The following is a 20,879-nucleotide window of genomic DNA, read 5'->3' on the forward strand; positions in this document are numbered from 1 at the left end:
CGAACACCGACGCCACGGAGAGCACCGGCACGGCGGGCGAGCCCGCCGCAGCGACGCCTACCGCGACGGAGGCCGGTACGGCCGGTGGCGGGGCCGCGCGGGCGGACCGGCCGGCGGTCGAGGGTACGCGGCGTCCGTCGCAGCCGACCTCGGTCATGTCGGCGGCACCGGTGAGCCCGGCCCCGACTCGGGGAAACGTCTTCAAGGCCGGGCAGTTCCGTTCGGAGCGGACCCGGCGTGCGGTGCTCGTCGGTGCCGTGGTCGCGCTGCTGCTACTCGGCGTGGTGGTGGCGATTCCGCTGCTCAACGGTGGCGACGAGGACGGCGGGACTCCGCCGGCCGCGAACGGCACCAGCAGCGCACCGCCGCCAGCCAGCTCGGAACCGGCCGCCCCGCAGCCGAGCGACCCGCCGGCCAGCCCGTCGGCGTCGTCCAGCCCGTCGGCCTCGCCCAGCGCCTCGGAATCGGCCGGTGGCCTGCCGGAGGGGTGGGCGCTGCGGACCGACCCGGTGGGCTTCAAGGTGCCGGTACCCGACGGCTGGCGACGCAGCACCAGCGGCACTTCGGTTATCTACCGGGAGCCGGACGGGGTACGGGAACTGCTCATCGACCGCACCGACACGCCGAAGCGGGACGCCGAAGCCGACTGGCGATCGCAGGAGCCGAACCGGAAGAACCTGGTCCGCAACTACGAGTACATCGACATCTCCTCGTTCGACTGCAAGTGGCGGACCTGCGCCGACTGGGATTGGCGGGAAACCCGCGACGACACCCGGATCCGGGTCCGTAACCGGGCCTTTGTCCCCGCCAGCAACCGGGGCTTCGCGCTGCGCTGGGAGGTCGCGGACCGCGACTGGGACGAGCAGTTGGAGAACTTCGAGATGATCTTCCGCGAGTTCGTGCCGGACCGTCAGGACTGATCGACAGGCATGGCCCTCCGACGTCCGGGGTATCTGATCTCCGACGACGGAAGGGAGGCCCGAGATGGGTTACCGAGGAAGGGACGCCCGGCCCCGGCTGGCACTGTGGACGGCCGTGGTGCTGGGCAACGTCGTACTGCTCGTCGCCACCGTCGGAGTCGCGGTGCTGGCGACCCTGTTGAGCCTGGTGACGCTCGCCGGGGCCGCATTCGCCGGCTGGCACCTCACCCGTCGGGGCTGCGTGTCCCGCCGGTCCGGGATGACCGTGCCGGTCGCGCTGGCCGCCCGACGGCGGGCCTGAGCTACAAGCCGAAGCCGCGCAGTGCGGCGACGGCAGCGGGTCGTGGACGGCGCGACGGCAGGCTGACGTCCGCTCCGAGCGAAGGACGTCGGCCCGCCGTCGCGGCGTACGTCAGGTGTTGTTGGCCAGGGCGATCAGCCGGCTGCGGTCGCCGTTCCAGTAGTTGCGGTCGACGCCGCCGCTGATGCCGGGGACGCTGCCGGAGTCGGTGTACTGCCAGAAGCTCCAGAACGGCGCGCCGGCCGGCAGCGCGCCGACGGAGGACGACCAGCGGGCCACCCACAGCGGGTGGTTGTTCCACGGCCCGCTCCAGGAACCGGTGCACTGGTTCCAGAAGCTGGTGGTGGTGTAGATGACCGCGTACCGGCCGGTGCGGGATCGGTAGGTGTTGAGGAAGTCCTGCACCCAGTTGCGCATGCCGGTGGCGCTCAGGCCGTAGCAGTAGCCGCCGCTGTACGGGTTCGCCTCCAGGTCCAGCGCGGCGGGCAGGGTGCGGCTGTCGGCGGACCAGGCGCCGCCGTTGGAGGCCAGGAAGTTCGCTTGGACCGCGCCGGAGGAGATGTTGGGCCGGGCGAAGTGGTACGCGCCGCGGATCACACCCGCGTAGTACGCGTTCACGTAGTTGGTGTTGAAGTTCGGGTCCCGGTAGCTCGTACCCTCGGTGGCCTTGATGAAGGCGAACTGGATGCCGGAGTTGCGGACGCTCGTCCAGTTGATGGTGCCCTGGTAGCGCGAGACGTCGATGCCCGGCACGGTGGCGGCGGCGGCCGGGGTCGCGGTGGCGACGAGCCCGGCGGCAGCGGTGGCGAGTACGGCGACTGCGGCGGCGGTCAGCCGACGCAGCGATCTGGTCCGACCCATGGCGTCCTCCTGAGACGACTGTCGATAGACAGACATCTTTGAAGGCGATCGTCGGTCAGGGCAAGAGGGATCAAGACAACTTTCGATGTACGGGTTGTGGTGGCGACCCACCTGGTCATCAGCGCAGGGTGGCCGGATCCACCTGCCAGCGGAACGGGTCGGTGAGGGTGAGCGTCTCGCCGGCCTTGGCCACCCGTTCCTCGACGTAGTGCCCGTCGTCGAGCCGGTACAGCCGCAGCGACTGGGTGTCGCCGTCCTGCTCGACCAGCAGGTACCAGGGAATCCGGGCGATCGCGTAGAGCTGCATCTTGAGCACCCGGTCAGCGGCGGCGTTACCCGGCGACACGATCTCTCCGACGAGGAAGATCCGGTCCGCGTCAAGCACGGTTCCCTCATCATCGGCATCGGTCACCACGAGGTCGGGGATGACGATGCGGTCGTCGCCCAGCCGAACGTTGATCGCGTCGTATACCAGGAGGCCGCTGCTTTCTGCGGCGGCCTCGATACTGTTCGCCAGCCTCCGGGCCACTCTCTGATGCCTCAGGCTCGGGGCAGGGCTCACGATCAGGCTCCCGTCGAGCAATTCGATCCGGTCACGGGTTTCGCCCATGGCGAGGTATTCGGCCTCCGTCCAGAGGCCGACGTGGGGTTCCAGGGGGGCCGCGCTCACCGGCGTTCACCTCCCGCTCCGATCGCCACCCGGTCAGTCTCACACGATACGACCGGTCGGCCCGGGACCGACACCGGAACGCTCACCCGGCTCGGCGCCGACGGCGGAACGTGGGCGGTAGGCTCCCGCCTCATGGTGTCGATCGAGGGCATGACCGAGTTCTGGGACCGCCTGCTCGGCGCGCAGCCCGATCCGCCTCCGCTGCTGGTGGTGCTCACCGGGCTGGTCGCGCTGCTCGTCGTGGTCACCCGGTTGCCGTGGCGGATCGCCCGCAACGCGATCACCATCGCCCACGAGGGCGGTCACGCGCTTGTCGCCGTACTCACCGGACGCAAGCTGCAGGGCATCCGGCTGCACTCGGACACCTCCGGCCTGACCCTCTCCGCCGGTCGTCCCACCGGCCCCGGCATGGTGCTCACCCTGCTCGCCGGATACCTGGCCCCGCCCCTGGTGGGCCTGGGTGGGGCATGGCTGCTCGCCGGCAACCGGATCACCCTGCTGCTGTGGATCGCGGTGGTCCTGCTGCTGGCCATGCTGGTGATGATCCGCAACCTCTACGGCGCGTTGACTCTGGTGATCGTCGGGGGCGCGGTGCTCGCCGTCTCCTGGTACGCCAGCCCGCAGGTGCAGGCCGCCTTCGCGTGGACCGGGGTGTGGTTCCTGCTGCTCGGCGGCGTACGCCCGGTGGTGGAGTTGCAGCGGTTGCGCGCGCGGCGCGGCATGCCGGCCTCCGACGCCGACCAGTTGGCCGGGATCACCCCGCTGCCGGCGTTCTTCTGGGTGGTCCTCTTCGGTCTGGTCAACCTCGCCGTGCTGGCGGCCGGCGGCCTGATGCTGGCCGGCCCGCTGCTCGCCGAGGCCGGCCTCACCTGATCTCGCCGAGGCCGGCCTCACCTGATTTCGTCGGCCGGGCGGCAACCTGCCCCACCCTCCGGTGCGTGTGCTCTGTCAGGTACGGGGAGGTGCGGGTGGCGGACGTCGAGGGCTTCGACGAGTTCTACCGGGGCAGCCGGCAGCGGTTGCTCGGGTACGTCTACGTGCTGACCGGTGACCTCACCGAGGCGCAGGACGCCGTGCAGGAGGCGTTCATCCGGGCCTGGCAGCGCTGGTCCAGCGTGGGCAGCTACGACGACCCGGAGGCGTGGGTACGCGTGGTGGCGGCCCGGATCGCGGTCAGCCGCTGGCGCAGTCTGCGCAGCCGGGCCCGGGCCTACCTGCGACACGGCGCGGTCGACAGCGTGCCGGAACCGACCACCGACACCGTCGAGGTGGTCGCCGCCCTGCGCCAGCTCCCCGAGGAACAGCGCGTCGCGATCGCGCTGTACTACCTCGCCGGACTGCCGGTCGCGGAGGTGGCGCGGCAGACCGCGGCCCCCGTCGGCACGGTCAAGGCCCGACTGTCCCGCGGGCGTGCCGCGCTCGCCGGGCTGCTCGCCGTCTCTGATCTTGAGGAGGCTCCCGGTGCCTGACGAGATGCGGTTCCTTGAGCGGATGCACCAGGACCTGCGGGATGTCCGTTGGGCTGAGCCGGCGGAGCTGCGTGAGCAGGGCACCCGTCGCCGCAGGCGTGCGGCGGTGGGATCGGCCGTCGCCGTGCTGATGGTGGCCGCCGTCTCCGTCGTCGTCACGAAGAATCTCGCCGGACCACCACCGGTGGCCCAGCTGGCCGCGCCGACCACCTCGGTCCCGTCCGCCGAGATCCCCCGGCAGGCCATGGTGCAACCGGGCGACCTCCCCGTCGAGACCGGCCCTCCGCTCGGGCAGTCCGGCCTGGACGAACCGGTGCAGATCGATTACGTGCTGCTCGCCTGTCATCAGCAGCAGGGTCTGAGCGCCGACTGGGAACCGTCGCGCTACTCGCGCTCACAGACACTGCTGCGGGCACCTACCGAGCATCTCCCGGCCGACGAGGTGTTCAGTCAGGCCGTCTACCGGCTCGCTCCGCAGGTAGCCGACCGCATCTTCGCCCGGATCGATGCGTTGCTCGCCCCGTGCGCGAGCTGGCGGTCCATAGGAGACGTGCTCTGGGACGATCAGGTCGTTGCGGCCGAGGCCGACCATCGGTGGGAGGTGACCGCCCGCGACTTCGTCGGCGATCAGGCGATGGTGATCCAGCACAGCATCACGGAGGTACGGAATCTGGAGACCGGCGAGAGCCGGGATCCGGGCCAGCTTGAACGGACCGCGGTGGTGCGGGTCGGCGACCTGGTCACGGTGCTGGGCCTGGGCCGGGACGGTACGGAACGAGAGCTGCGCCGGCTGGCTGCCGTGGCAGCCGACCGTCTCTGCGTCGCCGCCAACCCGCCGTGCTGACCGGCCCCTACCGACGCGCTGGCAGGCGGGGAGGGGCCGATCAGCGGCGACTACAGCGGAATGTTGCCGTGCTTCTTGGGCGGGAGGGTCTCCCGCTTGGTCCGCAGCACCCGCAGCGCCCGGACTATCTGGGCACGGGTCTCGTGCGGCGGGATCACCGCGTCGACGTAGCCGCGCTCGGCGGCCACGTACGGGTTGGCGAGGGTGTCCTCGTACTCGGCGATCCGCTCGGCGCGGACCGCGGCCGGATCCTCGGCGGCGGCCAACTCCTGCCGGTAGAGGATGTTCACCGCGCCCTGCGCGCCCATCACCGCGATCTGGGCGGTCGGCCAGGCGAAGTTGAGATCGGCCCCCAGGTGCTTGGAGCCCATCACGTCGTACGCCCCGCCGTACGCCTTGCGGGTGATGACGGTGACCTTCGGGACGGTGGCCTCGGCGTACGCGTAGATGAGCTTGGCGCCCCGGCGGATGATGCCGTCCCACTCCTGGCCGGTGCCGGGCAGGAACCCGGGCACGTCCACGAAGGTGAGCACCGGAATGTTGAAGGCGTCGCAGGTGCGGACGAATCGGGCCGCCTTCTCGCTGGCCGCGATGTCCAGGGTGCCGGCGAAGTGCATCGGCTGGTTGGCCACCACGCCCACCGGCCGGCCCTCGACCCGACCGAAGCCGACCACCATGTTCTGCGCGTAGAGCGGCTGGACCTCCAGGAACTCCCCGTCGTCGAGCACGTGCTCGATCACCCGGTGCATGTCGTACGGCTGGTTGGCCGAGTCGGGGATGAGCGTGTCCAGTTCCCGGTCCGCGTCGCTGATCTCCAGGTCGGCCGGTGCGTCGAAGACCGGTGGCTCGTCCAGGTTGTTCGAGGGCAGGTGGGACAGCAGCGCCTTGACGTAGTCGATCGCGTCGGCCTCGTCGGTGGCGAGGTAGTGCGCGTTGCCGCTGCGGCTGTTGTGGGTGCGGGCGCCACCCAGCTCCTCCATGCCGACGTCCTCGCCGGTGACGGTCTTGATGACGTCCGGTCCGGTGATGAACATGTGCGAGGTCTGGTCGACCATCACGGTGAAGTCGGTGACCGCGGGGGAGTAGACCGCGCCACCGGCGCACGGGCCCATGATGAGCGAGATCTGCGGGATGACGCCGCTGGCCCGGACGTTGCGGAAGAAGATCTCGCCGTAGAGGCCGAGTGAGGCCACGCCCTCCTGGATCCGGGCGCCGCCGGAGTCGTTGATGCCGATGACCGGGCAGCCGATCTTCATGGCCAGGTCCATCACCTTGACCATCTTCTCGCCGAAGACCTCGCCGAGGGAGCCGCCGAAGACCGTGAAGTCCTGGGCGAAGACGCAGACCTGCCGGCCGTCGACGGTGCCGTACCCGGTGATCACGCCGTCGCCGTACGGGCGGGTCCGATCCAGCCCGAAGTTTGTGGACCGGTGCCGGGCGAACTCGTCCAGCTCGACGAACGACCCCTCGTCGAGCAGCATCTCGATGCGCTCCCGGGCGGTCTTCTTGCCGCGCGAATGCTGCTTCTCCACGGCCCGGGTCGACCCGGCGTGCACCGCCTCGTCGACCCGTCGTGCCAGGTCCGCCAGCTTGCCCGCGGTGCTGTGGATGTTGGTCCCGGTCTCGGTAGTCACCCTGGGAATATAACGATGGTTCAGGTCACCGCTGCTGTGCACTTCGCCTCACCGGGCTACCCGTAGGCTGGTGGCGTGCCGGGTTCTCCGTACACCGATCTGGACCGCCCGCCGCTGTCGGCGGCCCGGCTGCGTCGGGCGCTTGTCGCGCCGTACGGTCCGTGGTCCCGGCTGGAGCTGCGGACGGAGACCGGCTCCACAAACGCCGACGTCGCCGAGGCGGCGCGAGCCGGGGAACCGGAGGGCCTGGTCGTGGTGGCCGAGCGGCAGACCGCCGGACGGGGCAGACGCGGGCGGGTCTGGCAGTCGCCGCCGCGCGCCGGCATCGCCACCAGCGTGCTGCTGCGGCCCGGCGAGGCTGTGCCGGTCCGTGGCTGGTCGCCGGCGCCACCGGCAGGGTACGGCTGGCTGCCCTTGCTGGCCGGGGTGGCGCTGGTCGAGGCGGTGGCGCTGCTGGCCGAGCTGGATGCCACTCTGAAGTGGCCGAACGACCTGCTCGTCGGGGGTGCCAAGTGCGCCGGGATCCTCGCCGAGGGGGTGCCCGGGCCGGGGCTGAGCGACCCCCCTGCGGTCGTTGTCGGTATCGGGCTGAACGTGACGTTGCGTGCCGACGAACTGCCGGAGCTTCCGAGTGGTCTGCCGGCCACGTCGCTGCAACTGGCCGGCGCGGCCGCCACCGACCGGGATCCGCTGCTGCGGGCCCTGCTGCGCTCGGTCGCCGATTGGTACGCCCGATGGCGTGACGCCGGCGGGGACGCGGTCGCCAGCGGTCTGCGGGAGGCGTACCTGGCGGCATGCGGCACCATCGGCCGCGAGGTCCGCGCCCTGCTCCCCGACGGCACCACCCTCACCGGCACCGCCAGCGGCGTCGACCCCGACGGCCAACTCCTCCTCACCACCCCCACCGGCCAGCGCCCCCTGGCCGCCGCCGACCTCCACCACCTCCGCTGACCACCGCCCCACACCCCGCGCGGGGGTTGGGGGTATCGAGCCGCGTGGCGGATGTGGGGCGGTGGGGGTGGGGGGTTACGGTCTGCGCGTCCGTTCCTGCGAGGAGGTTTCCGTGGCGTTCCCCGAAGACGTGCTCAGCGAGGATGAGCACGTCGTGCTGCACCTGCACCCGCACTGGAAGGCGCTTCTCCGGCCGGTGGCGGTGCTGGTGCTCGCCGTCGCCGCAGTGGTGGTCGGCGTGCTGTTCCTCCCCTCGGGCGGGGGCGGTTCCGTGACGCTCGCGGTGATCGGCGGGCTGGCCCTGCTGGCCGTGCTGGTGCTGGCGGTGTGGCCGTACGTCTCCTGGCGCACCACGCACTACCTCTTCACGAACGAGCGGGTCGTGCTTCAGCACGGCGTGTTCTCCCGGGAGCGGCGGGACATCCCGCTGAGCCGGGTCAACGACCACTCGATGAGCCAGCAGTTCGCCGGGCGGGTGCTGGGCTACGGCACCCTCACCATCGAGTCGGCCGGCGAGCGCGGGCAGTCCGTGCTGCACGACGTGCCCAAGGTCGACCGGGTCCAGACGAAGCTCTACGAACTGGTGGAAGCGTTCCACGACCGGCACTCGCTCGGCGACGGTGAACTACGCGAGATTCTCGGCGAGCGGGACAAGAGCGCCGGAGCGTAACCGCCGGGCCCGATCGGCCTGCCCGTACGGGCGACCGGTCAGCGGCGGCGAGGACGGCGGGGGGCCGGGGCGGGCTGCAACTGGGCAGCCAACTCGGCCTCCAGCTCGGCGTCCAACTCCGCGGTCAGTCGGGTCTCCTCGGGCAGCGACGCGGGCCTCGGCTGGAGCGGACGAGGGGTCACGCCGGGCCGGGCTGCGGGCGGCTGCTCCTCCTCCAGTTCCGTCACCGACTCGGCGAGTTCGGCTACCGGGTCCATTCCGGCCATCGTGTCCCACTCGTCGCGGGGCAGGCCGTGCCACCGTTGCGTGGCCTCGACCGGGGCGGCGGGCTGGAAGACGAACGTCCGGTACGACCAGAAGCGGAACAGCGTCGCCAGCACCACGCCACCGGTCTTCGCGATGTTCAGCGCGAGCAACCCGGTGACGCCCAGCCCGTACTTGGCGGCGGCGAGCACGCCGAGTTCGATCAGCAGGCCGGCGCCGTTGAAAAGGAAAAACAGGGCGTATTCCCGCTGCATGGCAGATTTCGGACGATCACGGTACGTCCAGTGCCGATTCATCAGATACGACGTGATCGTGGCAACGATCGTGGCGACGACTGTCGCCTTCAGTTGACCGTCGACGAAAACCGTCAGTGCGAGTGCGTTGAACACGGCGTAATTGATGACCGTGTTGATGCCACCGACCAGGCCGAATTTGAGTGCCTCGTGGATGAACTTCTGCCAGCGCTCAGGCAGCAGACGGACGAGAGGCATGCGCAACACCTTAAGACAGTGAGTCGGGGTCGGCTGGCTCCGACCGAACGAGTGGGCGGCAGGTCACGCCCGGCGGTCCTGGTTCGCTTCCGCGACGGGTGGCGTTCCCGCTTCGACGAAGACGAACCGTCGGTACGACCAGAATCGGAACAGCGTGCCGAACCCGGTGCCAACGATGAAGCTGGCGATGTTGTCGGCCAGCCGGGTCTGGAAGACCGACGGCCAGATGCTGCCGAGCCCGTAGTGGCTGATGGCGAGGCAGGCCACCGCGATGCCCAGCCCCACCGCGTTGAAGAAGAAGAACAGGGCGTACTCCCGGGCCGGGTGGGAGCGCTTGCGGTGCCGCCAGGTCCAGAACCGGTTCCCCAGGAAGGCGAAGGTCGCGGCGATGACCGTCGCGATCGTCTTGGCGGTGATCTGCTCCACGCCCTGTGGGCCGATCAGGTAGTTGAACAGGGCGAAGTCGATGAGGAAGGCGACCCCGCCGACGGTCGCGAACTTGCTCATCTCCCGGACGAGGTGACCAAAACGGTCGATCAGGGAGTGAACCAGACCCGGACGGGTCTGCCGGGAGCCTGGCTCCCCGGTCATCGTGGCGGCCACCGTGCGAGCCTACCGGTTGGCGGCCTCGGGAGCGGGTAGCAACGGGCGTCAGGGTGCACCGGCGCTGCGGCGCGGACGGGCACGAACGGAGCGTAACCGGATCGGTGCAATCGGGTGTTGTTAATCGCTTCGGTGCTCCCGGTTGGAAATCGCCGGTGTGGGTGCCGTCAGCAGGAGGTCCACCGAAGGATTTGCGTGAAACTGCGCGTGAAAGCGGGTAAAGGCTCGTGATGCCGCAGCGTGACCGCACCTTGTGCAGTTCTTCACAACCAGTCCCACTGACTGGAGAGGTCCCTCGGTTTACGCTGAGGCCAATCCCAGGTTTCCACGAAGGCGACGCGCATCGCGCCGCCGAGACTCGTGCACTCCATAGACCGGTCAGCGTCGACCACAAGGAGATGTGTCATGGTTGCTCCGGCTACCGTTCGGGGTATCGATCAGGCCCCTACGTCCCACCCGAAACTTCTCGCCTGGGTCCGTGAGGTCGCTGAACTGACCACCCCTGACCAGGTCGTCTGGGTGGACGGGTCCGACCAGGAATGGCGTCGCCTCACCGACGAACTTGTCGAAGCCGGCACGCTCATCCGACTGAACCCCGAGAAGAAGCCCAACTCCTTCTACGCGCGTACCGACCCGACGGACGTCGCCCGGGTCGAGGAGCGCACCTTCATCTGTTCCGTGGACGAAGCGGACGCCGGGCCCACCAACAACTGGATGGCGCCGGCCGAGATGAAGCGGACCATGACGGAGCTCTACCGCGGCTCGATGCGCGGCCGGACGATGTACGTCATCCCGTTCTGCATGGGCCCGGTCGAGGCCGAGAACCCGATGTTCGGCGTCGAGATCACCGACAGCCCGTACGTGGTCGCCTCGATGCGGATCATGACTCGGATGGGCGCCTCCGTCCTTCAGGCCATGGGTGACGACGCCGACTTCGTGCACGCCCTGCACTCGATCGGCGCGCCGCTGGCCCCCGGACAGCAGGACGTGGCCTGGCCGTGCAACGACACCAAGTACATCTCCCACTTCCCGGAGACCCGCGAGATCTGGTCCTACGGCTCCGGGTACGGCGGCAACTCGCTGCTCGGCAAGAAGTGCTACTCGCTGCGGATCGCCAGCGTGATGGGACGCGACGAGGGCTGGCTCGCCGAGCACATGCTGATCCTGAAGATCACCTCGCCGGAGGGGAAGGTCTACCACATCGCCGGTGCCTTCCCGTCGGCCTGCGGCAAGACCAACCTGGCCATGCTGGAGCCGACCATCCCCGGCTGGAAGGTCGAGACGATCGGCGACGACATAGCCTGGATGCGGTTCGGCCCGGACGGGCGGCTCTACGCGGTCAACCCGGAGTACGGCCTGTTCGGCGTCGCCCCGGGCACCGACTGGAAGACCAACGCCAACGCCATGCGTACGTTGGACCGGGGCAACTCCATCTTCACAAACGTCGCCCTCACCGACGACGGTGACATCTGGTGGGAGGGCATGGGCGAACCGCCGGCCCACCTGATCGACTGGAAGGGCAACGACTGGACGCCGGAGAGCGAGAACCTCTCCTCGCACGCGAACAGCCGCTTCTGCACCCCGATCACCCAGTGCCCGATCCTGGCCGAGGACTACTACGACCCCAACGGCGTACCGATCGACGCGATCCTGTTCGGTGGCCGGCGGCGCGACACCGTACCGCTGGTCACCGAGGCCCGCGACTGGGTGCACGGCGTCTACATGGGCGCCACACTCTCCTCGGAGACCACGGCCGCCGCCTCCGGTGCGGTCGGTGTGGTCCGTCGCGACCCGATGGCGATGCTGCCCTTCATCGGCTACCACGGTGGCGACTACTTCCGGCACTGGATCGAGATGGGTAAGGGTGCCGACGGCGACGAGTCGAAGCTGCCCAAGGTCTACTACGTCAACTGGTTCCGCAAGGATCCGGAGGGCGGCTTCCTCTGGCCGGGCTTCGGCGAGAACTCGCGGGTGCTCAAGTGGATCGTCGAGCGGATCGAGGGCCGGGCGGACGCCGTGGAGACCCCGATCGGCATGGTGCCGACCCTGGACTCCCTGGACGTCGAGGGGCTGGACATGACGCCGGAGGACGTCCGGATCGCGCTGAAGGTGGACCCGGACGAGTGGCGCAACGAGCTGCCGCTGGTCACCGAGTGGTTCGAGAAGTTCGGCGACAAGCTGCCCGGTGTCCTCTGGGCCGAGCTGGACGCCCTGCGGGCTCGACTCGATGCGGAGCAGCCGCAGCAGGGGGTGTGATCGACGACGGATCCGGGCATCATCGGATCCCATGAGGACGGCCGCCGAGACCGAGGTCCGGCGGCCGTCCGCCGTCCGGGCGCTGACCGCACTGTTGGCGGTGACGGCCGCGGCCACCGTCGTGGTCGAGGTGCTCAACTGGTGGTACGCCCCGGAGCAGGGCTTCGGACTCGCCGTACGCACCGGCTGGGCGATGCTGCGCTCGTTCGGCTTCCTGCTGCTCATCGGGCACGTCCGGCGCGGCCGGACGGTGGCCCGCCCGTTCGGCCTGATCCTCGCCGTCACCACGGTCTTCGCGCTCGGTCGGCTGATCGTGCCCCGCCAGGGCGTACCGCCGCTGCCCGGCCTGCTCGGCTTCGCCCTGCTCACCGCGCTCTGCGCGACAGTTGTCTGGCTGCTGTACCGGTCGCCGGCGCTCGCCGGGCACCTGGTGCGGCAGCGCTCCCGGCTGGTGATCGACCGCTCCGGCATCTCCTGGCGGGAAACCCCACCGCGCCGCCCGGAGGCGAGCGCCTGGCTGCTGACCGCCCGGGTAGCGGCCTTCACCTACAGCCCGCTGATGCTGGTGCCGGCCCTGGTCGCCACCGCCGCGATCCTCGACGGCCAACTGCTCGCCGTGCCCGCCGTGCTGCTCTGGCTGGGGGCCGGCATCGCGACCAGCTATCTGGTGCTGTTCTGCACGGCGTTCCTCCTCCGCGGCCGGAGTTGGGCGGGCACCCTGCTCATCGTGGTCACCGTCGCCGTGCTCGCCGTGGACCTTCCGTTGTGCTGGTGGCTGCTCGGCCTCGACGGCCTGATCCGCGACGGTGCACCCCTGATCGTCGCCGCCATGCTCACCGTCTACGGCATCCGCCGCGCCACCCACCCCACCCCCACCTGATCCCTCCCCGCCCCCCGCGCCCCAAGATCCGGGCAACTTCAGGGTTACTGCTGCCTCAGCCGGGCCCGAAGCAGCAGCAACAGGGAAGTTGCCCGGATCTTGAACGCGTCAGGCGCGTCAGGCCCTGCCGGCCCGGCCCACCTGCTTGCTCTGCTTCACCTGGCGCACAGGATCCGCGACGATCGCAGTGCGTTGGGTGAAGCAGAGCAAGCGTGGCCGGTGTGCGGCGGGGCGGGTACGTGGTGGCCACTGCGGCCTCGCCGTGTCCCCGGGTGTGGGGGTGGCGGACGGGTGAGGTCGTCCCACCAGGGCGGTGGGGGTGCGGGTGGTGGGTGATGCGGAAGGAGGGGCCGTGCGGGACGAGTTCGACGTGGTGGTGGTCGGGGCGGGGCCGGCGGGGGCGGCTGCCGCGTTGGCGGCCCGACGGGCGGGTGCCGAGGTGTTGCTGTTGGACCGGGCCGAGTTTCCCCGGGACAAGGCCTGCGGTGACGGGATCGCCGCGCACGCGTTGGACGTACTCGCCGAACTGGGCGTGCGTGACGCGGTGGCCGACTTTGCGCCGGTGCCGGCGCTGCGGCTGGTGGCGCCGGACGGCGGTGCCGTGGCGCGGGCGTTGCCCAGGCCCGCGTACACGGTGCCGCGGCAGGTGTTCGACGCGCGGCTGGTGGCGGCGGCGGTCCGGGACGGCGTGCCGCTGGGCCGGCGGGCGGTGCGCCGGGTCGAGGTGCGTGCCGACCGGGTGGTGCTGGACGGGGAGATCTCCGCCGGGGTGGTGGTGGGCGCCGACGGCGCCGGGTCCATCGTCCGTCATGCGCTCGGTGAGCCGAGCAATCCGGACCGTCACCTGGCGTTGGCCATCCGGGGGTACGCGCCCGCGCCGCCCGGCCCACCCGCGCAGCTCATCGTCACCTCGGCGGCCCGTTGGCCGGCGTACGCCTGGTCGTTCCCGATCGGGGACGGCCGCGCGAACGTCGGGTACGGGGAGGTCCTGCGGGGCGAGTCGCTGACCCGCGCGCACCTGCTCGACCGACTGGCCGCGCTGTTGCCGGGCACGGATCCGGGGGCGGTCAGCTCGCTGCGCGCCCATCATCTGCCGCTCTCCACCTTTCGGCCGGTGCCGGGGCGGGGCCGGGTGATGCTCGCCGGCGACGCGTTCTCGCTGATCAACCCGCTCACCGGCGAAGGGATCTTCTACGCGTTGCGCTCCGGCGCGCTGGCCGGGTACGCCGCGGTCGGGCCACCGGAGCACGCGGCACGACGGTACGCGACCGCGCTGCGTCGCCGGCTCGGCACGCACCTTCGGCACAGCTCGACGGCGGCCTGGCTGGCCCGGCGTCGGTGGGTGGTGGACGCGGCGGTGCGGGCGGCCGGTCGTGACGGACGCGTTTTCGGCAGGGTGACCGAGCTGGGACTGGGCGATGGTCTGCTGGACGGGCGGACGCTCGGCCTGATCGCCCTCGGCCTGTCGGTGCGGCATCGGCCACCGGCACACTGATCCGTACGGCGGCTCGCTACCCTGCTAGGTGATGAGTCTGCGGAAACTTCTCTACTCCGTTTACGAGCGGCGGCTCACGGCCAAGCTCGCGGGTCGGCCGGTGCCCCGCCACGTGGGCGTGATGTGTGACGGCAACCGCAGATGGGCCCGGGAGATGGGCTTCGTCGATCCGAACGACGGGCACCGGATGGGTGCCGAGCGGATAAAGGAGCTGCTGCGTTGGTGTGACGCCGCAGGCGTGGGGCACGTGACCCTGTGGCTGCTCTCCACCGACAATCTCTCACGCCCGGCGGCGGAGCTGGATCCACTGCTCCAGATCATCGAGGACCTCACCACCGAGCTGGCCGAGGAGGGTAATCCCTGGCGGCTGCGGATGGTCGGCGCGCTCGACGTGCTGCCGACGCGCCTGGCGACGGCGCTCAAGGCCGCCGAGGAGCGGACCCGGGAACGCGCCGGCAGCGCCCAGGTCAACATCGCTGTCGGGTACGGCGGGCGGCGGGAGATCGCCGACGCGGTGCGCTCCCTGCTGTTGGAGCACGCGGCGAACGGCGGCACGCTTGAGGAGCTCGCCGGGTCGCTCGACGTGGACGACATCTCCGAGCACCTGTACACCCGGGGCCTGCCGGATCCGGATCTGATCATCCGGACCAGCGGCGAGCAGCGCCTCTCCGGCTTCATGCTCTGGCAGTCGGCGCACTCGGAGTTCTACTTCTGCGAGTTGAACTGGCCCGATTTCCGCCGCGTCGACTTCCTCCGCGCACTGCGTTCGTACGCCACCCGTCAGCGTCGCTACGGGGTTTGAAAGCCGGAGCGAACCGACCGCTCAGGCGAGACGGTGGGTGGCCTCGGTGAGGAAGTCGCCCAGGGCGGCGGGGGAGTCGATGGTGAGGTCGGCGGCCTCGGCGACCTCGTCGCCGGTCTCCGGGTTGGCGACGGCGACGCAGACACCGAGGAAATCCGGGTCGCCGGCGGCCCGGGCCCGGAGCGCGGCGAAGGCCTTGATGTCGGAGACGTCGTCGCCGAAGTACCAGGCCCCGCGTACCCCCTGCACCAGTTCGTCGATCACCATGCCCTTGTCCCGGTCGACCGGCGGCTTGATCTCCAGGACCATCCGCCCGACCTGTACCCGCAGGCCGAGGTGCTCGGCCTGATCCCGGCCCCACTGCTCGACGGTGGCGGCGAGTTGCGGTGCGGTACGCCAGTGCAGGGCCACCGACAGCCGCTTGTACTCCACGAGGGTGCCGGGTGGCAGTTCGGCGCGGCCACGTTCGGCGAGTTCGGCCATGGTGGGCACCCACGGCAGCGCGGCCGGCTCGGTGACCGTGGCGCCGCCGGAGTGGCTGTGTTCCAGGCCGTAGAGGCCGTACAGGTCGACCCCGGTGAGCCCGCCGAAATGTTCGCGCAGGAACTCCACCGGCCGGGCCGAGACGATCGCGATGCGCCGCACGATCGGGGCCAGTGTCTCGATGGCGGCCAGCACCTTCGGCGCGGGCTGTACCTGTGTCGGATCGTCGGCGACCGGCGCGAGGGTGCCGTCGAAGTCGAAGAAGAGGACGGTCTCGGCCGCCCGGTCGGCGGTTGCCCGCCAGGCCTGGTCGGCGTTCAGCGGGGTCTTCGGCTGCTGGTTGCCCAGATTCAACGGCGGCACGCGCGACAGCGTACCCCGGGTTCGACCGGTCATTCCTGACGTGAATCCGGTGTGGGCGACAGGTGTGATTCAGCGTGATTCAGCGTTCGGCGGCCCCACGTCCCCGGCGTCCGAACGGCACCACCGCCGCCTCCTGACCGTGGCTCAGCAGGTAGCCCTCCACGAAGCCGGAGTTCCGGTCGCCGGTGTTCGCCTCGATCTCCCGCAGCCGCTCCACCAGGAACTCGGTGAGCGCGGTGAGCCGGTCGTTGAGCCGGTCGTGCAGTTCGGCGACGACGGCCAGGACGATCGCGGTGCCCGCGGTGGCGAGCGCGAAGAGGTTGACGAGCAGCGGAAGCTGCCCGCCGTTCAGGGTCAGGGTCACTGCGTTGCCGGTGATGCACAGCGTCACCGAGACCGTCGCGACCACGACAGCCAACCATTTCAGGGTCATGGAGAGACCCCTTTCTGTCCCGCAGGGCTGGGTTCGGCCTTGTCCCGTCCCCCCGCCGACGACGAGCCCAAGCAGTACAAACACGGACGCTAGCGCGCCCGATCCCGCCCCGTAGCGAAACGAATGAGGCTGACCTGGCGTTCTTTCGCCATCTGAGGAACTAGCTGGCGGCGTCGCCTCGTTTTCGGACATTGAGCGGCAACGTCGGGCGATATGCGAGGTAACGAATGGTTTCTCGGATGTGGAACTTCTCCGCGTCCGAGACGTCGGGGTCGACCAGGCGGCGCAGCAGGGCCTCGACGTCGGGGTCCATCGGTGGTGGTGCCGGTGCGGTTCGGCGGGAGGCGGTCCGGTCCCAGCCCAGCGCCGCGAAGGCCACCGCCGGGTCCAGCCCGAGGCCCTCGCAGAAGGCCACCACCCGCTCGGCTTCCGGGTCGCTGGCCCAGTCGCCACGTACCCATCGGTTGATGGTCTGCCGGGAGACGCCGGTACGCCGGGAGACCTCGGTGCCGCTCCACGCACGGGTCGCCCGGGCCTCGTCGAGGGCGCGCCGGACGAAGGTGGCGAAGGCGATCTTCCGCGCGTTGGCCGTCTCGGTCACCTCGTGACCGTACGACCGTTGAGTCTGGGTGACGGTGCCTGCCACGCGTCTGTCACGCTTGCGTGACGGCTTTGGCGTGCGGCCGGAAGGGGGTCCGGCACTCTTTCTGAGGGGTGTCACCTGGGCAGGATAGATGTACGTAGGTGTGGAGGCAAACGAACGAAAAGCTGATACTGTCACGTTCATGGGACAACCTACGGTGTGTCACGTGCATGAGACGATCAGTGCTCACCTGCGTCACGCGCCCGGTGCGAGGTGGACGCGGTGACCGAACTCGCAACCCGTGCTCAGGCGTTCAGCCTGGTGGCCGAGGGGGTCGCCGCCGGGCTGAGCGCGCCGTGGCGCCTCTACCTCGCCCGCGGCTGCCGCTACCTGTCGCTCAGCGTCGGCGACCGGGCCGAGTGGAACGCCTGGCGGACCCATCTCGGCTGCCCGGAACTGAGTGTCCGGGTCTACGACGCCGGCGGCGAGATCCGCCGCTCCTCCATGGCCGAGGTGGTCATGGACGGCTGCCGGATCAGTGTGGAACTGGTGGAGGAGATCGGCACCGACGACCTCGACCGGCTGCTGGTCGCCGACCCCACCACTGTCGAACCGGAGGAACGATGAGGGCCGCGCGGCACACCGGAGCCGCCGGATGAGCCCATTCCTGGCGATATTTCTGGTGCTCATACTCGCCGCCACGAGCTACGCGGCAGGGCGGCTGCACGGGCAGCTCAGTTACCGGATCGGTTACCGCTTCGGCTACCGGCAGGGCTACTTCGACGGGGACCGTGGGGCGTGGAACCGACGTCGTCGGGAGGCTCAGGCGGCCATCGCTTCCGCCCTCGCCGTCACGTCACCCTCGTCGTCTCCCGCTCGGGTCTCGGCAACCGTGAACCCACTGCCGCCACGTGGCGCGTGCGCACCCCCTCCGGCACTGCGCGCCGAGGGGCCACCGGGGGAGATCGAGAAGGCCGCCACGGCTCGCCCGGGCACCACGTACACCGGGTCGTCCTTCGCGGAGCCGGCCGCCTCGGTCACCGGGCGGCACCCGACCGGCACCCTCGTCCGACGGACCGGCTGAACCGGTCGACGGGCTCCGGGCCCGTCCACAGGCGCGGTGCGTACCCCTCGTGGGGTGGCGCCGCCGGGGCCACGTCAGACCGGTGGCGGTGGTCCCACCGGCCGGGATGCGCGCAGGGGGCATGCATCCCGGCCGGTTCATGTTCTGGGCCCTGGCGGCTAGCTGACCTCGTGCCCCCTGCCAGCGGCCGTTCATGAACGACCTCTAGCCGGGACGGGTGCGGGGAGCTAGCGTCTAGGCATGGCGCGGGGTTGTCCCGAGCCAGCCGGCCCGCCCGGCCTGCGACCTCGCGCACGGGGCCCGCATCCGACCCCGTGTCAGCCGGGCATCCGGAGGAGGCGGACCGCGGGTGGCCGGGTGCCCATCCGCCGGAGCAGGCCTGTGACGACTCGCCGTACGACCGCCGGTGCCGACCAGGGCCCGGCCGCGACTACCACGACCCGCCGCAGCACCCGGAGCCGCCGTACGGCGGCCGCCGGTCCGGCCGACCCCAGGGAGCCCCGACCAGCGGGCCAGTCCTTCGTTCTGGACACCTCGGTACTGCTCAGCGACCCGGCGGCGTTCCACCGCTTCGCCGAGCACGAGGTGGTGCTTCCGCTGGTGGTGATCTCCGAGCTGGAGGGCAAGCGGCAACACCCGGAACTGGGCTGGTTCGCCCGCCAGTCGCTGCGCATGCTGGACGAGCTGCGGGTACGCCACGGTCGGCTCGACCGGCCGGTACCCGCCAACGATGTCGGCGGCACGCTGCGCGTGGAGCTGAACCACACCGATGACGGGGTGCTGCCGCCGGGCTTCCGCAACGAGTCCAACGACGCTCGGATCCTCTCCGTCGCGCTGAACCTCGCCGCCGAAGGGCGGGAGGTGACCCTGGTCAGCAAGGACATGCCGTTGCGGGTCAAGGCCGCCTCCGTGGGGCTGCGCGCCGACGAGTACCGGCACGGCCAGGCCAGCGACCCGACCTGGACCGGGATGGCCGAGCTGGATCTCGCCGAGGACGAGATCGCCCGGCTCTACGCGGGAGAGGTCATCGACGTGGACGCGGCGGCCGGCCTGCCCTGCCACACCGGACTGGTGCTGCACTCGTCCCGTGGCTCGGCGCTCGGCCGGGTGCTGCCGGACAAGACCGTGCGGCTGGTCCGGGGCGACCGGGAGGCGTTCGGCGTGCACGGGCGCTCGGCCGAGCAACGGGTCGCGCTGGATCTCCTGCTCGACGAGTCGATCGGCATCGTCTCGCTCGGCGGTCGGGCCGGCACCGGCAAGTCCGCCCTGGCGCTGTGTGCGGGGCTGGAGGCGGTGATGGAGCGTCGCCGGCACAAGAAGGTGATCGTCTTCCGCCCGCTGTACGCCGTCGGCGGGCAGGAGCTGGGCTATCTACCCGGTTCGGAGTCGGAGAAGATGTCGCCCTGGGCGCAGGCGGTCTTCGACACCCTCGGCGCGGTGGTGCACGAGAACGTGCTGGAGGAGGTCACCTCGCGCGGTCTGCTCGAGGTGCTGCCGCTGACCCACATCCGGGGCCGCAGTCTGCACGACGCCTTCGTCATCGTCGACGAGGCGCAGTCGTTGGAGCGCGGCGTGCTGCTGACCGTGCTCTCCCGGATCGGCCAGGGCTCCCGGGTGGTACTCACCCACGACGTCGCTCAGCGGGACAATCTGCGGGTCGGGCGGCACGACGGGGTCACCGCGGTGATCGAGGCGTTGAAGGGCCATCAGCTTTTCGCACACGTGACGCTCAGCCGCTCGGAGCGGTCGCCGATCGCCGCGATGGTGACGGACCTGTTGGAGGACGTCCCGACCTGACGACCGTTTTAAGTGCTTTGCGTTGATTTTTTGCGTGACGCACGTCACAATTGGGGTTGGCGGTTTCCCATCGGCCTCACTGTGCGCGATGGTTTCCCACGGGCGCCCACGCACCCGACGCATCGTTGGTGATCGTTCGTCACTCCGACACCGGAGCGGGCGACGCCGGGAGGCGACGCGGTGCGTCCACGTTGGCCGGCACGCCGGCCACGGGCGCCCGTGGCGCGCCAAGACCGCTCGCGGTCGCGGCACGCCGCGTCCCTGAACCCGACGAAGGGATCACTTCGTGAGTCGGCCGTGGAGCCGGTTCGCCGCCCGCACCGCAGCCGTCGCGCTGCTCTCGGTGGGCGTGGCCGGCGGTTTCTACCTCAGTGAGGACCGCCAGTCCCAGCGCTCAGGCCCCGGCGCTCAGGTGGCCGGCAGCGTCAGCGAAATCGACGTCAACGTCGAGTACCGGCAGAAAGAGACGGTCTCCCGTCAGGTCCGCACCGCCCGACAGCAGGCCAGCGAGGTGCGGAAGCAGGCCAAGGCCGCCGCCGAAAAGGCGCGCAAGGCCGAGGAGGCGGCCCGCCGGAAGGCCGCGGAGAAGGCCGCCAAGGAGGCCGCGGCCCGCGCCGCGAAGCCGTACGACGGCCCGATCCCCGAGTCCTGCGAGGAATACAGCGGCAACCGGAAGGTCGGCTGCGCGCTCATGATGGATGCGGGTTTCAAGATCGACCAGTTCCCCTGTCTGGACAAGCTCTGGAACAAGGAGAGCGGCTGGAACCACAAGGCCCGCAACCCGTCCTCCGGGGCGTACGGCATCCCGCAGGCGTACCCGGGGAACAAGATGTCCTCGGTCGGCGACGACTGGGAGACCAACCCGGTCACCCAGATCAAGTGGGGGCTCGGCTACATCAAGGGCCGCTACAGCACACCCTGCGCAGCCTGGAACCACTCGCAGGCCAAGGGTTACTACTGAGCTGCACCACGGGCGGCGGGGGCGGGTTACCGCACCCCGCCGCCGTGTGTCTCGGGTCGGGAAA

The 20,879-nt window shown here is 70.4% G+C and carries 23 protein-coding genes; 15 read left to right on the plus strand and 8 right to left on the minus strand.

All coding sequences use genetic code 11. The features are described 5' to 3' along the window. The coding region (locus Vse01_RS10375; RefSeq protein WP_507762947.1) for a serine/threonine kinase C-terminal domain-containing protein at positions 1-920 on the plus strand (920 nt) is incomplete at its 5' end. Positions 921-984: 64 nt separating this feature from the next. Then, positions 985-1,221: a hypothetical protein gene (locus Vse01_RS10380; RefSeq protein ID WP_093406273.1), complete on the plus strand. Its 237-nt coding sequence runs from the start codon at positions 985-987 to the stop codon at positions 1,219-1,221. 111 nt (positions 1,222-1,332) lie between these two features. Here the strand turns inward: Vse01_RS10380 and Vse01_RS10385 are convergent, their stop codons facing one another. Next, positions 1,333-2,082: a GH25 family lysozyme gene (locus tag Vse01_RS10385; RefSeq protein ID WP_093406276.1), complete on the minus strand. Its 750-nt coding sequence runs from the start codon at positions 2,080-2,082 to the stop codon at positions 1,333-1,335. Between the two features lie 118 nt (positions 2,083-2,200). Next, positions 2,201-2,752: a Uma2 family endonuclease gene (locus tag Vse01_RS10390; RefSeq protein ID WP_232511302.1), complete on the minus strand. Its 552-nt coding sequence runs from the start codon at positions 2,750-2,752 to the stop codon at positions 2,201-2,203. A gap of 132 nt (positions 2,753-2,884) precedes the next feature. On the opposite strand from Vse01_RS10390, the gene Vse01_RS10395 reads away from it, so the two are divergent. From Vse01_RS10395 to Vse01_RS10405, 3 genes are all read left to right on the plus strand, one after another. Beyond that, positions 2,885-3,625, plus strand: coding sequence for a M50 family metallopeptidase (locus Vse01_RS10395; RefSeq protein WP_093406278.1), 741 nt, complete (start codon positions 2,885-2,887; stop codon positions 3,623-3,625). 95 nt (positions 3,626-3,720) lie between these two features. Then, a complete protein-coding gene (locus tag Vse01_RS10400; protein WP_093406651.1) occupies positions 3,721-4,221 on the plus strand; it encodes a SigE family RNA polymerase sigma factor in 501 nt (166 codons plus the stop codon). Next, on the plus strand, positions 4,214-5,065 hold the full coding sequence (locus tag Vse01_RS10405; protein WP_093406281.1) for a hypothetical protein: 852 nt from the start codon (positions 4,214-4,216) through the stop codon (positions 5,063-5,065). Before Vse01_RS10400 ends, Vse01_RS10405 begins: the two co-directional genes overlap by 8 nt. Positions 5,066-5,115: 50 nt before the next feature. Here Vse01_RS10405 and Vse01_RS10410 read toward each other — a convergent pair whose 3' ends face one another. After that, entirely contained in the window at positions 5,116-6,699 is a 1,584-nt protein-coding gene (locus Vse01_RS10410; RefSeq protein ID WP_093406283.1) for an acyl-CoA carboxylase subunit beta, read from the minus strand. Between the two features lie 75 nt (positions 6,700-6,774). Here Vse01_RS10410 and Vse01_RS10415 point away from each other — a divergent pair, with 75 nt between their 5' ends. After that, positions 6,775-7,650, plus strand: coding sequence for a biotin--[acetyl-CoA-carboxylase] ligase (locus Vse01_RS10415; protein ID WP_093406286.1), 876 nt, complete (start codon positions 6,775-6,777; stop codon positions 7,648-7,650). 112 nt (positions 7,651-7,762) lie between these two features. Next, positions 7,763-8,320, plus strand: a complete 558-nt coding sequence (locus Vse01_RS10420; protein ID WP_093406289.1) for a PH domain-containing protein — start codon at positions 7,763-7,765, stop codon at positions 8,318-8,320. A gap of 38 nt (positions 8,321-8,358) precedes the next feature. Here the strand turns inward: Vse01_RS10420 and Vse01_RS10425 are convergent, their stop codons facing one another. Together Vse01_RS10425 and Vse01_RS10430 are read right to left on the minus strand one after the other, a co-directional pair. Further along, positions 8,359-9,075, minus strand: a complete 717-nt coding sequence (locus Vse01_RS10425) for a GtrA family protein (protein ID WP_093406292.1) — start codon at positions 9,073-9,075, stop codon at positions 8,359-8,361. 63 nt (positions 9,076-9,138) lie between these two features. Further along, the gene (locus Vse01_RS10430) at positions 9,139-9,666 is read right to left on the minus strand and encodes a GtrA family protein (RefSeq protein ID WP_093406654.1); all 528 of its coding nucleotides are present in this window, start codon (positions 9,664-9,666) and stop codon (positions 9,139-9,141) included. Positions 9,667-10,083: 417 nt separating this feature from the next. On the opposite strand from Vse01_RS10430, the gene Vse01_RS10435 reads away from it, so the two are divergent. From Vse01_RS10435 to Vse01_RS10450, 4 genes are all read left to right on the plus strand, one after another. Further along, positions 10,084-11,934, plus strand: a complete 1,851-nt coding sequence (locus Vse01_RS10435) for a phosphoenolpyruvate carboxykinase (GTP) (protein WP_093406294.1) — start codon at positions 10,084-10,086, stop codon at positions 11,932-11,934. Between the two features lie 31 nt (positions 11,935-11,965). Next, positions 11,966-12,814 (plus strand): hypothetical protein, encoded by an 849-nt coding sequence (locus Vse01_RS10440; protein ID WP_093406297.1) that lies wholly within the window; start codon positions 11,966-11,968, stop codon positions 12,812-12,814. Between the two features lie 352 nt (positions 12,815-13,166). Next, a complete protein-coding gene (locus tag Vse01_RS10445) occupies positions 13,167-14,309 on the plus strand; it encodes an NAD(P)/FAD-dependent oxidoreductase (protein ID WP_507762948.1) in 1,143 nt (380 codons plus the stop codon). 31 nt (positions 14,310-14,340) lie between these two features. Next, a complete protein-coding gene (locus Vse01_RS10450) occupies positions 14,341-15,111 on the plus strand; it encodes an isoprenyl transferase (protein WP_093406300.1) in 771 nt (256 codons plus the stop codon). A 21-nt stretch (positions 15,112-15,132) separates the two neighbouring features. Here the strand turns inward: Vse01_RS10450 and otsB are convergent, their stop codons facing one another. From otsB to Vse01_RS10465, 3 genes are all read right to left on the minus strand, one after another. Next, positions 15,133-15,957 (minus strand): trehalose-phosphatase, encoded by an 825-nt coding sequence (otsB, locus tag Vse01_RS10455; protein ID WP_093406302.1) that lies wholly within the window; start codon positions 15,955-15,957, stop codon positions 15,133-15,135. Between the two features lie 79 nt (positions 15,958-16,036). Continuing rightward, on the minus strand, positions 16,037-16,390 hold the full coding sequence (locus Vse01_RS10460) for a hypothetical protein (protein ID WP_093406304.1): 354 nt from the start codon (positions 16,388-16,390) through the stop codon (positions 16,037-16,039). Between the two features lie 160 nt (positions 16,391-16,550). After that, on the minus strand, positions 16,551-16,991 hold the full coding sequence (locus Vse01_RS10465; protein WP_093406659.1) for a helix-turn-helix domain-containing protein: 441 nt from the start codon (positions 16,989-16,991) through the stop codon (positions 16,551-16,553). Positions 16,992-17,255: 264 nt separating this feature from the next. On the opposite strand from Vse01_RS10465, the gene Vse01_RS10470 reads away from it, so the two are divergent. The 4 genes from Vse01_RS10470 to Vse01_RS10485 all read left to right on the plus strand — a co-directional run bounded on the left by Vse01_RS10470 (position 17,256) and on the right by Vse01_RS10485 (position 20,815). Beyond that, positions 17,256-17,600 (plus strand): hypothetical protein, encoded by a 345-nt coding sequence (locus Vse01_RS10470; protein WP_093406661.1) that lies wholly within the window; start codon positions 17,256-17,258, stop codon positions 17,598-17,600. Between the two features lie 28 nt (positions 17,601-17,628). Then, positions 17,629-18,057, plus strand: a complete 429-nt coding sequence (locus Vse01_RS10475) for a hypothetical protein (protein WP_093406307.1) — start codon at positions 17,629-17,631, stop codon at positions 18,055-18,057. A gap of 381 nt (positions 18,058-18,438) precedes the next feature. Beyond that, positions 18,439-19,854 carry an RNA 5'-3' helicase PhoH2 gene (phoH2, locus tag Vse01_RS10480; RefSeq protein ID WP_093406309.1) on the plus strand — a complete coding sequence of 472 codons (1,416 nt, stop codon included), beginning with the start codon at positions 18,439-18,441 and terminating at the stop codon, positions 19,852-19,854. A gap of 286 nt (positions 19,855-20,140) precedes the next feature. Then, positions 20,141-20,815 carry an aggregation-promoting factor C-terminal-like domain-containing protein gene (locus Vse01_RS10485; protein ID WP_093406312.1) on the plus strand — a complete coding sequence of 225 codons (675 nt, stop codon included), beginning with the start codon at positions 20,141-20,143 and terminating at the stop codon, positions 20,813-20,815. Positions 20,816-20,879 lie beyond the last annotated feature (64 nt).

The organism is Micromonospora sediminimaris, assembly GCF_016863575.1.
Lineage (GTDB): Bacteria > Actinomycetota > Actinomycetes > Mycobacteriales > Micromonosporaceae > Micromonospora > Micromonospora sediminimaris.